We start from the raw sequence: 12,758 nt of genomic DNA, 5'->3' as shown, positions 1-12,758 counted from the left end.
GCGCCGAGCACCGAACCGATGCGAGCCACGAGGCGGTTCTGGGTACTCGCGGCACTCGCAGTCGCGGCCGGCGCGTGGACGGTCAGTATCGGGCGCCCGGCCCTGCTCGTCGGCGTCTGCGGCGTCTGCGCGTGGCTGCTCGCCCAGCAGTACCGCTTTCTCGCCGCGCTCCGGGAGACGTCGGCGTCGCTGGAGGTGTCACAGCGCTGTTCGGCGGCGCGGACGGTGACCGACGCGACGACGTACCTCACTGTCACCGCGCAGGCAGATTCGACGGGGTCGCTCGTCCTCACCGTCGACGCGGAACCGCCCGTCGCGGCCGACGGGAGCGTCGCGCCGCTACGGCTGGAACCGGGCGGGACGGAAGCGCGAGGCACGTACGAGTTCAGGTGGCCCGTCGCCGGGACGTTCAGTTTCGGGCCGCCGGCGGTGACGGCCCGCGACCGACTCGGGCTGTTCGAACAGCGGCTCCGCCCGGCCACCGAGCGGCCGACCGTGACCGTCGAGGCGCGGCGCCCACAGACCGTCCACGTCGGCGAGGGCGGCGACCCCATCACCGCGGGGTTCGGCGACCACGAGAGCGGGCAGGCCGGGCGCGGCCTGGAGCCGGCGGAGGTCAGGAAGTACGTCGCCGGCGACGCCGTCCGACGGATCGACTGGAAGGCGACAGCCCGGCTCAACGAGACCCACGTCCGGGAGTTCACCAGTCAGACCGACCGCGAGACGCACCTCTTCGTCGACCACCGAGCGGGGACGGCCGACGGGTCGCCCGGCGAGTCGAAACTCGACTACGCCCGCCACGTCGCGCTCGCGTTCGTCGACCACGCCGAGGAGTCCTCCGAGCGGATCGGCTGCCAGACCGTCGGTGACGAGGGTCTCACCGGCGTGTTCGAACCGCGTGCCGATATGGACCACTTGCGGCAGATTCGTCGACATCTGAACGCCGTTACGCCGATCGAAGCCGCCGAGTCCGCGGAGACAGGCGTCGGCGACCGGGGCGCAAAGCGTGTCCGCGCGTCGCAGACGCCGACCGCGCCCGAGCGCGTCCGGACGACCAGTCAACGCCTCGCGGGCGAAAACTCGGCCTTCGCGTCTCGGGTCGGCCCATTCTTCGACCGCCCGGACGCGTACGTCAGAGCGATCAGCGACCGGCCGCTGTTCCGCGCCGTCGACGCCGAACCGCCGCGGCTGGCCGGCGTGCAGTGGACAGTGGTCGTCACCGACGACGAGCGCAGAACCGAACTCCGGGAGGCGGTCAAGCGGGCGAGCGACCGCGGCCCGGTGCTCGTGTTCATGACGCCGACGGCGCTGTTCGAACCGGGCGGCCTCGGCGACCTCGACGCGGCCTACGACGCGTACCTCGACTTCGAGGAGTTCCGCCGCGATCTGTCCTCGCTGTCCGGCGTGACCGCGTTCGAGGTGGGGCCCGCCGACCGACTCTCGACCGTCCTGGCGAACGCACCCGACCGACGAACGGTGAGACCGCGATGAGTGGAACGAACACCCGAACTGGCGGCGAGCGAGCGAGTACAGACACGACGGGGAGTGGCTGGACCGACGGTCGCTGGCGCTCCGGAGTCGACGTGCTCGTCCTCGTCGCGGTCGCTGCGGCGTTCTGGCTGGTCGCAGGCGTCCCCGGCGTCGCCGCGGCCGGCGTACTCGCGATCGCGTGGCTCGTTCTGCCGAACGTCGCGGTGTTCGTCGCCGGCGTCGTCGCGACAGCCGCGCTCGTCCCCGAAGGGGCACCCCTGTCGTCGACGGTCTTGCCCCTGTCCGCGCTCGGCGTGCTCCTGTTGACGACGACGATCACCGGCGACCGACTGCGTGACCCGCTGGCAGTGATCGTCGCGCTCGTGATCGTCGGCGCAGTCGCAGCTGCGGCGTACAGCCTCACGAACATCCGCTGGGTGGCGGTGGTCGCGGTGCTGGTCGCGAGCGCCGTCGGGTTCGTATCCCTGGATTTAATCGCCCTCTCCGAGTTCGGTGAGAACAGATGAGCGGTGACGACGTGCGCGGCGACGGCGCCGAGCCCCCGACCGAAACCGCGAGCGACCGCGTTCGCGGTGACGGGTCGCAACCGACGGCCGACGGGGCCCCGACGGATCCCGACGATACCGATGGAGCGGTGACGGCCGCCGACGATCCGGACGGTTCGACGGCGCCGTCCGGATCGGACGAGTTGACCGAGCGCTCCCGGGACGAACTGGTGGTCGAACTGGAGCGGGTGCGGGAGCGGAACCGACGACTACAGGCCACGTACGAGCGGGCGCGGACGGCCCAGTACCGCCGTACTGCGGTCGGGCTGGCCGCGCTCGGCTTCGTCGGCGTGACTTGGGCGGCGCTGTTACCGAGTCTCCGGGACGTCCTCCTGGTGCTCGGATCGATCGGCCTGTTCGGCGGGCTGCTCACGTTCTACCTGACGCCCGAGCGGTTCGTCGCCGCCGACGTGGGTCGCGGCGTCTTCGAGACGATGGCCGACGACCGCGCGGCGCTGGTCGCCGAACTCGGGCTCACCGAGCAGCGCGTCTACGCGCCGGTCGGCGACGCGGGCGAACGGGTGCGGCTGTTCGTCCCGCAGTACGAGGACTACGAGTTGCCCGACAGAGACGCGCTGACGGACTCCCTGGTCGTGCCCCGCGACGAAGCGGGTCGCGGGGCGACGTTCGCGCCGACGGGTCGCTCGCTCTACGAGTTGTTCGCGGAGGCGCTTCCCGGCCAACCGCCCGAGCGGCCCGGCCCGCTGGCCGAGCAGGTGGGCGATGCCCTCGTCGAGCAGTTCGAACTACTCGACCGGACGCGCGTCGACGCGAGCGAGACGGGTCGGCTCACCGTCGGCCTGGGCGAGACGGTCTACGGCCCCGCCGACCGCTTCGACAACCCCGCCGTCTCGCTGTACGCCGTCGCGCTCGCGCGTGCATTGGGGGAGGCAGTGACCCTCGAGGTCGACACCGTCGAAGACGGCCGCGATGCGTACTTGCTCACCGTCCGGTGGGGCGACGACGCACAGTCGGCCGGCACATGAGCACCGCTGAACCCAGTTTCGTGGATCTGCGACGGCATCCGAATCTTTCAAACAGGTATGGCTTTATCAGGGCGGCGCGAGCAGTTCTCAGTGCTGCCTGCATGATACAAGCCATCGTGGAATGTGAGGACTGTGGGGCGAACACGATTACCGACCAGTACAAGGGTGACCGGGTGTTGAACTGCGCTGACTGCGGGAAGATCCTCGTTCGCGATATCGGCAACTCGAACTGAGGACGGGTCGGATTTTGCGGGAAGAAGTCTGAGACTCGACTCGGAGTCGGGAGCGGCGTCTCAATCCTGTTCGACGGGTTCAGCTTCGGGGGTCGACTGCTCGCCGCCGGGCGGGACGACGGAATCGAGCACGTCCTCGACGACCGCCGCGCGGTCGGCCTCGCCGAGTTCCGCCTCAGTACTGAGGATGAGTCGGTGGACGAGGATGGGTTCGGCCATCGCCTTCACGTCGTCAGGGATGACGTAGTCGCGACCGGCGATGGCCGCGCGGGCCTTCGCGGTGTTGAGGAACGCGAGCGTCGCACGCGGCGAGGCGCCGTGGGAGACGTCCGGGTGGTCGCGCGTCGCGCCGACGACGTCGACGATGTACTCCTCGACGCTCTCGTCGACGTGGACGTCGGCGACGATCTCGCGGGCTCGCTGGATGTCCCCGCGACCGACGACCTGCTCGACGTCGTCCGGCGTCAGCGTCGGGTCGTCGTGGAACCGTTCGACGAGCGAGAGCTCGTCCTCACGGGACGGGAGATCGACCATCACCTTTAGTTGGAAACGGTCGCGCTGGGCCTCCGGGAGTTCGAACACACCCTCCATTTCGATGGGGTTCTGCGTCGCAACGACCATGAACATATCCGGGAGCGGATAAGTGTCGCCCTCGATGGTCACCTGGTTCTCCTCCATGGCTTCGAGGAGGGCCGACTGCGTCTTCGGTGTCGCTCGGTTGATCTCGTCGGCGACGACGACGTTCGCGAACACGGGCCCGCGCTGGGCCTCGAAGTGGCCCGTCTGCTCGCGGTACACCTTCGTCCCCGTGATATCCGCCGGGAGCGTGTCGGGCGTCATCTGGATGCGGTTGTAGTCCAAACCGGTCGCCGTCGCGAAGACGTTGGCCAGCGAGGTCTTCGCGACCCCCGGGACGCCCTCGAGGAGGACGTGGCCGCGAGTCAGCGCCGCGATCGTCAGCAACTCGATCTGCGCTTCCATGCCGACGAGGAGCGTCCCGATCTCGGCTTCGACGTCGGCGTACAGCTCCGACGGGTCAGTCATCGGTTCCTCCTTCCGCTGTCTCGTTGATAACGCTGTCCGTCACTCGCCCCACGCGCTCGGGGTCCCAGTCGGGATGGCGCTCGTGGATCCACCGTTCGACCGACGATCGGTCGGCGGCCGCGAACGGGTCGCCGAGCGCGTCTGCATCGAGCGGGGAGTCAACGGATCCAGGGGTGAGTCGCCGCCGTATCGCACCCGCCAGACTCGTTACATTGGTCAGGTACGCGACGAGGACGACCAGTGAGAGGCCGACGCCGGCCTGCAAGAGCGACGAGTCTTGGAGGGCGAACTGCGCTCGGACGAGCGGAGGCAGAGTTTCGAGGTGAGAGACGTCGACGAGCCGTGTGTCGTGGGCGGCAAGCAGGTTGCGAGCGAACTGCCGGTTGCCCTCTCGTTCGAGCATCGCGTTGATGAACAGGCTCGGGTCACCGACGGCGACGACTTCCCCGGCGCCGAGTTGTTCGACCGTGGCAACCGGATACTGACGCATCGTTTCGCTCTCGTCGAGCTGGCCATTCAGGTTCGCGTCGACGTAGCTGTAGTTGGTCGTGGTCGCGAGGACTGTCGCATTCCCGGGTTCAATGGGCGTCCCGCGGTTGAGGGTGAGCTGGTCGACGCCCTCGGTGTAGGGGTGGTTGGTGAGGTTGTCGGCGAGCGGCAGGGTGGGAGCGGTGTCGTAGTTGTGTTCGTCGCGGAGGAGTCGGCCGTCGAAGCGCGCCTGTGCGCCGACGTCGGCGAGGAGTGCGTTCGATTCCTTGCCGAAGTCCTCCGCGACGACGAGCGTACCGCCCTCGCGGATGAACGACTCGACGCGTCGGGCGTCTGTCTGGCCGTAGCTCTCGTCCGGCGAAAGGACGACGCTGACCGTTTCGTTGGGGTCGTGGTCGGCGTAGGCGGTGGTGTTCTGTGCAAGAATCGCCTCGCTATCCTGGTCATCCGCGAGGTCCCGAAGGTCGCTCGCGCCGTCCCACGCGGAGTTGTAGGCGCCGAAGGCCGTCGTCGAGGTGAGCCCGCCGTAGAGGAGGACGACGGCGAGGACGAGCGCGAGCGAAACGGCGAGTGCACGTGGATACGAAACGTTACGCCACAGCAGAGCCATCTATATCACCACCGGTGGGAGGATGGTGAGGATTCTGCGGATGACGATGTAGCCAAATACGAGCAAGCCGAGTGCGACGATCCAGCGGAGGCGTCGGCGCCAGCGCGGCGTGACTGCGACCGGCGTGGCGAGTTCGATGGTGACGAGGAAGCCGATCAGGGAGACCACGAAAAACAGTTCGAGCGTGAGAGCATTGAGGAGAACGAGCAACAGCGCTGTTGCGAGCATCCAGGCGAGATTTCGGTGGACGAAGCGCTGGCGGCGATGAAGACTCATATCTCGGGCGAATCGATCGGGTAGTTTCGACTGACGGCAGGGCTTCGTAAATAAGAACCGGAGGGTCGGTTACAGTTATCGCGACGAAGAAGGTCATTCGAGAGACTCACCACGACTGGAGAATCAACCTCGACCCAATCACAAGATTTGCGTCTAATATCTCGTATGTGCCGGTGAACATCAACCGTTCCTGAGAAAATCATTACCGGTCAGTACGCACATAGGACTGCTTAGGGGTTTAAATCGATATGGGTGAAAGTTGCAATAATAATCACACAAAAATACGGAGATGACCGTCAGATGGGAGGGACCACTATTTGTTGTAAACCAAGGTAAGATTGACCAGCCAGCTGCAATTAAAACCCAAGACTACTGCGCTGAATTTTATCTTACGATAGAGATCTTGAAGGTTCAGCATTGGTATAAAGTGAGGTTAGTTGATTGGTAAATATTGTTTTTCTTGTCTGTTTCATATGCCGATACCCCATCTCGGACCACGAATAATGCCCCCTGTCGACAGTTATTCGTCCAGGATATGTCAGTAAACGTCGCACCAGCATAGTCTCGCCAGACGTCACGTTCGAATCCTATTATCTCATCTGCGTAATCAGCGCCCCAGTCTGCTCCTGATCGAAGTTCGGTGGAGAAATGGCTCTCCGCTATGGGATCGTCCATATCACCATATAATGCGTGTGGCGCGACACCCATCAGCTGAACAGCCGAAAATGACAGTATCAGCGCTACAATGACCCCAGATCGGACTGAGGAGAGCGAATTCAGCCGCTCCACTCGGTAAATCACGGATAGTGCGATCACGAATAAGAGAGGCACAGAGAACAATAGAAGCCTATTTGCATGCAACCCTGTCAGTGAGCCAGTTGTCGACTGATAGAGGAAAGTAACCATTAGAAGTCCATTGAAACCCACCAAGCCAACCTCCCACCAGCGACTATTATAGTTCGGCAATACAACAACTGCATTCATGATCGAAAGGACCGCAAGAAGGGCGAGCTGGCCATATATCGCGACGGTCTGTATTAGGGTGTAACCTGGTAGGGCCGTTGCAGATGAGCCGACCTGATCACTGGTAAATAGCGACAGCGAATATCCGATAAAAGCATTCTCGTCTGCGTAAATAAAGGTACATATGAAGATTATTCCAATTAATAGCGCCAACTGAATAAGATCACTGACACGAGTATCATTAAGATCGCGCTCCCCAACGATTCTTCGTAACGGTGTTTTGGTTGCTTGAAGACTGAAAGCCAGACAGCACAGCAGCACCAAAGCAATCGCAGCAGTAACCTTGTGAGCTATTGCGAGTGAGAAGGCAACTAACAATCCAGTCGCCGTCAGTCGTTTTGATGAAGGGTATCGTAGCGATAAGAATAGAACAAGGAACAATAATGGGACTGAAATGATTTGTAGTACAAGTTTGGACTGAAAAAGCAACATTGGGCGGGACATCGCGATCGCAAATCCAGCAAGGAGGGCAACAATCACTCGCTCTCTCGTCCGAAATAGCAAGATAAGGAAAACTAACATGAAGACAGTCATCAAGGGGAGATATTTCCCCACCGTTCCGATTTTGATGTCCGAGATAGATGAGAGAACGGTTATCAATCCATAGAGAAGTGGGCGAGTGTTGTACTCATAGATAAGGGTGTCAATCCCTATTCCTGATTTGAATTCCTGTGCAGCACTAAGTATATAGTAGGGATCATAGCCATACAGCCCTGGTTTCCCCGGTCCAATCACCAAGAAAACCGGAAGGGCGGCTGTGAGGATGAGGATGGGAAAACCAACTTCCATCGGGGGTCCGTATAATGTGGTCAGCGTTCCTATCCCAACCAGACCCAGTAAAATGATGTAAATCGTTGGGGTAGGGAGATCCTCTGACGGAATTCGACCAATAGCAACTGTGAGTGAGACACAAAAGAGCGTGAGCGTGATGGCAATTTTCCAGATGCGACGCAAGATAGACAGAATTCTAACCCCGTCTAAAAATAACTTTCTAAACCAACACTTCTCTGCTTGACGGGGTGGTACAGATATTGCCTTTGCTGGCCAGTCACGGAAGTCTCAACGGATCAGGATCATATCGCCAGAAGTCCACTGACGCGGATTCCACAACGCCATCCCTCCGCCTGGCGCGGTTGAGATTTGTATACTTTGTCGTTGCCGAAGTGTTGAACCACCCCTGACCGAGAATGTGGGTATGAGGCTGTCTTCACGGCCCCCATCGTCTATGACCAGTGGGCGTTGACGTAGGGAGTGACTGCACTTGATAGTCCGTAGTCGCGCTCAAAGTTCATCTCAGAACGCGAAGAGGTATGAGTACTGTCTATACCGACCGAGTATTTCAGTTGATACGTATGCGAAACAGTCGCCGCCTCTGGGGTTTCGAATGAAGTGATCGTAGTGGTGTGTTCTCTCCGAACTACTGGTAGCCAAGTGCTTCCAGTTGGTCCTGGACCATCTCGCTTGTATCTGCAATTTCCTCGCTTCCGACCCAATCGTCTGGCAGTTGATCTAAAAGCGCGTCGACAGTCTCATCAGAGAAGTTCTCAAAGGATTCTCCATCAGACGTAATTGCCGCAGTCAATGTGACGTCATCTGCTTCTGAGCGAATGAGTTTTTGTCTGCCCCGATACACGGCTTTCCGTTCAACACCATATCGTGTTGATTCACAGATAACAGCTCGGTTCTCCGGGATCGGGTCCTCCCAGTCATGCCCAGGTACATCAGAATCGGCGACTGCAAAATTTACGAGAGTTGGCCCAATGTCCCGGAGTGAAGCCCATCCCCCCGTCGGAGTAGGTACCTGTTCAGACACTCCAATTGGTACTCTCGCTAATTTGTCGAAGGGTGTTCCACCGTGGCCAAAACAGTAATTAGGCCGTGAATCAGTGATCTGTTGGTCAAGATGCTGATGTTCCCAATGGCTTTCACCGTGGTCGCCAGCGAGAACAATTGCTGTATCGTCTTGAATTTTCGAGATGAGGGGGCTTAGCTGATCGGTGACGTATCCAGAAGCTGCGCGATAGAGACGTAGTTTGTTGTCTCGGTAATATTGACAGTCTTCATCAGCTGGATCGAAATCGGTCTTGAAAGCCCGGATCTCCGAAAGTTCGCGCAGGGAAGTGTCGACGTTATATGATTCTATATACTCTCTTGGCGGCTCAACCGGTGCATGTAGATCGCCTAAATGAAGGTATCCAAAAGTAGAGTCTCGCGACTCTCGCCAAGAGCGATAACCGTTTAGAACAGTTTCGGCAGGTGCATCCTCGTAGAGTTTATGTGTTTGGAAAGCCCCCTGAAGTGCTAAGAAGGGCGTCATGAAGGCAAACCCACCGTAAGTATCATACCCCGCAGCATCCAGATCTTGAGGAAGATGGAAATGAGAATCCGTCTGCTTGGGCATCGCATATTCCTCGTCAGATGATGAAGTATGTGCTACTGAACCGTGATCACTTGGCCTCTGACCAGTAGCAATGCTGGTTACAGAGGGGAATGTCCACGTCCCGGCGGCCACACCGGTACAAAAATCCAGATTAACATCCAGTTGCTGTTCTGGTCGAAGGGCGTCGATGATAATAAGGAGAATGTGGTCAGGTGCTGTTTCCTTCTGGTACAATGATTGATCGGGAGATACGTATTCCAGATCCGACTCAACCATTTTATATCGGAAATAAAGGGATGTGAGATAGTTTCTTGCAGAATCTGGTAAAATGTTCTTGATTTGGGTCAGTTGGATGTCCATAGATACCTGAATATAATGCTAACAGCACTTCAAGGTATCTGAGTGGTAGCGCCCTCGCCCCCAGCTGCTTAAAGGTCACTTCGAACCGTACAGTGACCTATCGGCAACGATGTAGTACTCGTCAGGCGGAGATACACTGGTGTTGAGGATTGACTCCCGTATCCTCTCCGCCAGAATCCGCTTCAATCGGGGCCAAAGACCGTTTCTCTGGCCCGTATCGGACGGTGCGGCTGACAGAGAGGTTGTTATTCCATCCCTTGGTTGTTTTCGAGTCAGAGTTACTTGATGGCCTTGGTCAAGTCGTGGACGCTTCCATCGTTAGCGATTGAATCCATCAGAAACAGAGACTGCATAATCGGAGCAATTGTAGAACTCAAGGTCGCCCACCCAGATCTCTTTCGCCGCCAACAACTCGATTGCGTGCCGAACAATATCGTGAATGGGTCCTTCCCTAGATACCGAGCAATGGTTAACCGAGCGGAGATGGATCAGTCGCCAGCCCAATCGTCCTTTTGCTCGACGTCACCCTGGTCGGTCTAGTTCTTTCGCCTGCCCGTCGATCTCGGACAATGCGTCGATATAGATATGGAGATTCTCATTGCCAGTGGATCCGTCGGCAAGGTTGTTAGTGTTGCGGAAGATGTTGTAATCTGACCCCCAGTCTGTGGGACGTAAGCGTCACCGAGGAGCTCTATGACCGTGTTGTCGGGGAGATTGATGGTTGACGTACCGTACCACTCGTTGTTCGCATCGGAACCGTCGCCACGGACGACGGCTTTGCACGGATCGGTCCCGAAGTCGTCGATAGCGTTCTGGATCTTCGTCCATCCGTCACTGCCGTCGTAGGTGGACGCCTCGACTTCCGTGCCAACACTTTGGGCGTCTGTACTGGCCACCGACCGTGTGATATAGCTTACCCAATTGAATTCAATCGGGACTGAACGGAAGTGGCTCTCCTGCTGAGGAACCAGCGAAAACGGGGGATTATGTTAAATCCCATCGGTTCGCAGTGGGTTACTTACCCCGCTGTCCCGAATGGCAGCGACGCAACACCGTCAGTCGTCTGCGCTCACCGGTCGAGCGTTCATATCCGCCTGCGAGTCTCAGAGATTTGCGTACGTGCGTCGGTATCGAGTAGCGCCGTGTGCGTCCCGGTCTCGATGGTTTCTCCGTCCTCCATCACGGCGATCTCGTCGGCGTCCTGAATCGTCGACAGGCGGTGGGCAATAATGAAGGTGCGCTTCTGAGCTAGACATTCTATTGCTAGTCCGTCGGGGGCTATCCGGGGATAAGTCCGTGTATGACGGGGTGAGGCTCCGGTAATGCAATACAAAGTCAGCAGTGAGGATCAGTATCCACTTACAATCGCACAGACGCACTTACAGTATAATAGCCGCCATCAATTACGGTTCAAGGGCCTCCATAGTATCCCGACTCCGGTGCATATGGAGCGGATGTGACGCGCCGAGAGTGGACGCTCTTTCTGTGCTTCAGGTCACGGCCGATCACTGATATGAATAGGTAGTTACGCTCAACCACGATGTTGCTCCATGTTTCGGTTTCAGTAAGTTGCTCAGTGGTCTTCCGTGGTGAACGATGAGTAGCAGGTATTCGAGGTGGCTCGCGCCCACTAGTGTTAGAGAGTGATCACCGACAACTCAGCTACTTCAGTGGTTACCCCCCGATCAGATTACAACTCGGTAGTACTTCGGCAGATAGCCCGATTTACTCATTTGATCGCCTGAGTTGCTGCTTTGACCCAGCTAGATAGTGGAGAAGGAAGATGTCCAGTAACTACGAATATTTCTGAAGGGTCAACGGCTTTCACTTTGATCGCGACGCCGGAGTAAACCATTAGACCAAGAGGTGGGACAATGACTAGGGAAATCGGTCGAGGTCCCAACAAGACCGCGGACCCGAATATCACTGGAGCTGAAACAAGGCAGGTAATCCCAACAGGGAACAGTCGAAGATCCGAAAAAGGTGAGTATCCGATCCGGTAAGCAGCATATCCGTGCAGTACCAGCATTGAGCCGTACCCAATACTTGTCGCGATAGCCGCACCAGTCATCCCGTATCTGGGGATCAGGATCACGTTCAAAACCGCATTCACCGTTGCGGCGATTCCGGTCGCGACGATGAGCAAAGTTAGGTCTCCCTTCCCTTGGCCGACAGCGAAGATTGGTCGGGCGATCGCGAATCCGAGAGCGCCAGGAAGCAAGAGTAGGAGAGCAGGGACTGCTGCGACAAAATCGGGGCCGTAGTACAGCGGCAATAGTGGGTCAGCTAGGGCGGCGAGACCCATTATTAGGAGAAGGGTAAATAAGAGGGTGTACCGCGTAATTCGTGACACCAGATTAGAGATACGTGAAGTATCTGACTCGGACCACAACTCTGAGGTTGAATGCAGTAGGACCGTTTGCAGTATGTTAGGGACGAACCAGAGAAACTCTGCAATCGTCAGCGCACCCTTGTAATACCCAGTAGACTGGCTTCCGGCCAGTGGTTTTAGTAGGAGAATGTCAAGATGATACAGTGAAGACATGAGTAGGATGAGCAGTATGCTCAGTGAATTGAATGTGAGTAGTTCCTTGCGAGGGAACGACTCGGGGGGAGAACGAAAAACTGATCCAAGAGAGAAATTATTATAAATATAATAAAAGCCAACTATGATGGCAGCTACTGGCCCTAGAATATGCCCTATCAGTACGCCATTTAATTCGGTTCCGATCCAAACAAGGGAAATAGCAGAGATCCCGAATACCAGCCTCTGGACTGTTTTCAGCGGTTCTGAGATCTGCTCTAGTCCCATTCCCATCAGCCCACTTCGGATTAGACTGAATACTTGACGAGCTACGATGATACCAGATAGCAAGTAGAAATACTTCTCAAAGCGGGGGCCCAACAGACGAGCGGTGATTCCAGTCAGATTTGCTATTGTGAATATTAGGATACCCGTGAATGCAAACAACATGCCCACTCTAGCATAGAGTCCGAATACGTGATCCTCCCAATTTGGGATGTCCCTACTCTCCGCCACAAACTTGCGTAGACCGTCAAAAATCCCCGCATTCACAAGAATCATTGAAATCCCCAATATTGAGAGGAGAAACGCGTAATCCCCGTACTGGGAACTACCGAGTAATCTCACTATCAGAGGGGTGAATATCAGATTTAGCATTAATATGCTAAATTGTGATGAAAAGATAGACAGGAATCCTCTGATTGGATTAGTTTTCATAATGAAGTTGACTAAGACTGATCTATCAAATATTGAGATGGCATGTTCAAGAGGCTATCAGATACACTGGGCTCCAAATA

Annotated in this window: 10 protein-coding genes and 1 pseudogene; 3 read left to right on the top strand and 8 right to left on the bottom strand. The window is 57.8% G+C overall.

The features are described 5' to 3' along the window. Positions 1-18: 18 nt before the first annotated feature. The 3 genes from ACMGFH_RS19325 to ACMGFH_RS19315 are packed head-to-tail and all read left to right on the top strand — an operon-like array spanning position 19 to position 3,022. Positions 19-1,491 carry a DUF58 domain-containing protein gene (locus ACMGFH_RS19325; RefSeq protein WP_415380190.1) on the top strand — a complete coding sequence of 491 codons (1,473 nt, stop codon included), beginning with the start codon at positions 19-21 and terminating at the stop codon, positions 1,489-1,491. Further along, complete coding sequence (locus ACMGFH_RS19320; protein WP_415380188.1) at positions 1,488-1,997, top strand: hypothetical protein; 510 nt, start codon at positions 1,488-1,490, stop codon at positions 1,995-1,997. Before ACMGFH_RS19325 ends, ACMGFH_RS19320 begins: the two co-directional genes overlap by 4 nt. Next, the gene (locus tag ACMGFH_RS19315; RefSeq protein WP_415380186.1) at positions 1,994-3,022 is read left to right on the top strand and encodes a hypothetical protein; all 1,029 of its coding nucleotides are present in this window, start codon (positions 1,994-1,996) and stop codon (positions 3,020-3,022) included. Before ACMGFH_RS19320 ends, ACMGFH_RS19315 begins: the two co-directional genes overlap by 4 nt. Positions 3,023-3,315: 293 nt before the next feature. Here ACMGFH_RS19315 and ACMGFH_RS19310 read toward each other — a convergent pair whose 3' ends face one another. The 8 genes and pseudogenes from ACMGFH_RS19310 to ACMGFH_RS19275 form a co-directional block, all read right to left on the bottom strand. Next, a complete protein-coding gene (locus ACMGFH_RS19310) occupies positions 3,316-4,299 on the bottom strand; it encodes an AAA family ATPase (RefSeq protein WP_415380185.1) in 984 nt (327 codons plus the stop codon). Beyond that, positions 4,292-5,398: a DUF4350 domain-containing protein gene (locus ACMGFH_RS19305; RefSeq protein ID WP_415380183.1), complete on the bottom strand. Its 1,107-nt coding sequence runs from the start codon at positions 5,396-5,398 to the stop codon at positions 4,292-4,294. Before ACMGFH_RS19305 ends, ACMGFH_RS19310 begins: the two co-directional genes overlap by 8 nt. Further along, the gene (locus ACMGFH_RS19300) at positions 5,399-5,674 is read right to left on the bottom strand and encodes a hypothetical protein (RefSeq protein WP_415380182.1); all 276 of its coding nucleotides are present in this window, start codon (positions 5,672-5,674) and stop codon (positions 5,399-5,401) included. A gap of 411 nt (positions 5,675-6,085) precedes the next feature. Continuing rightward, on the bottom strand, positions 6,086-7,651 hold the full coding sequence (locus tag ACMGFH_RS19295; RefSeq protein ID WP_415380181.1) for a hypothetical protein: 1,566 nt from the start codon (positions 7,649-7,651) through the stop codon (positions 6,086-6,088). A gap of 463 nt (positions 7,652-8,114) precedes the next feature. Then, positions 8,115-9,437, bottom strand: a complete 1,323-nt coding sequence (locus ACMGFH_RS19290) for a sulfatase-like hydrolase/transferase (protein WP_415380180.1) — start codon at positions 9,435-9,437, stop codon at positions 8,115-8,117. Positions 9,438-9,973: 536 nt separating this feature from the next. Further along, a complete protein-coding gene (locus ACMGFH_RS19285; RefSeq protein ID WP_415380179.1) occupies positions 9,974-10,333 on the bottom strand; it encodes a hypothetical protein in 360 nt (119 codons plus the stop codon). A gap of 207 nt (positions 10,334-10,540) precedes the next feature. Further along, positions 10,541-10,671: pseudogene (locus ACMGFH_RS19280) on the bottom strand (ABC transporter ATP-binding protein); the annotation flags it as partial. Positions 10,672-11,166: 495 nt separating this feature from the next. Then, positions 11,167-12,678 (bottom strand): polysaccharide biosynthesis C-terminal domain-containing protein, encoded by a 1,512-nt coding sequence (locus ACMGFH_RS19275; RefSeq protein WP_415380178.1) that lies wholly within the window; start codon positions 12,676-12,678, stop codon positions 11,167-11,169. Positions 12,679-12,758: the final 80 nt, after the last annotated feature.

Source organism: Halosimplex rarum, assembly GCF_047715405.1.
Lineage (GTDB): Archaea > Halobacteriota > Halobacteria > Halobacteriales > Haloarculaceae > Halosimplex > Halosimplex rarum.
Note: the sequence above shows the minus strand (reverse complement) of the source record. Positions and strands in the feature narration are given on the sequence as shown.

Bases quoted from the DNA above. Each gene is read 5' to 3' on its own strand.
- ACMGFH_RS19325 (WP_415380190.1), top strand. From the start codon at position 19: ATGCGAGCCACGAGGCGGTTCTGGGTACTCGCGGCACTCGCAGTCGCG.
- ACMGFH_RS19320 (WP_415380188.1), top strand. From the start codon at position 1,488: ATGAGTGGAACGAACACCCGAACTGGCGGCGAGCGAGCGAGTACAGAC.
- ACMGFH_RS19315 (WP_415380186.1), top strand. From the start codon at position 1,994: ATGAGCGGTGACGACGTGCGCGGCGACGGCGCCGAGCCCCCGACCGAA.
- ACMGFH_RS19310 (WP_415380185.1), bottom strand. From the start codon at position 4,299: ATGACTGACCCGTCGGAGCTGTACGCCGACGTCGAAGCCGAGATCGGG.
- ACMGFH_RS19305 (WP_415380183.1), bottom strand. From the start codon at position 5,398: ATGGCTCTGCTGTGGCGTAACGTTTCGTATCCACGTGCACTCGCCGTT.
- ACMGFH_RS19300 (WP_415380182.1), bottom strand. From the start codon at position 5,674: ATGAGTCTTCATCGCCGCCAGCGCTTCGTCCACCGAAATCTCGCCTGG.
- ACMGFH_RS19290 (WP_415380180.1), bottom strand. From the start codon at position 9,437: ATGGACATCCAACTGACCCAAATCAAGAACATTTTACCAGATTCTGCA.
- ACMGFH_RS19275 (WP_415380178.1), bottom strand. From the start codon at position 12,678: ATGAAAACTAATCCAATCAGAGGATTCCTGTCTATCTTTTCATCACAA.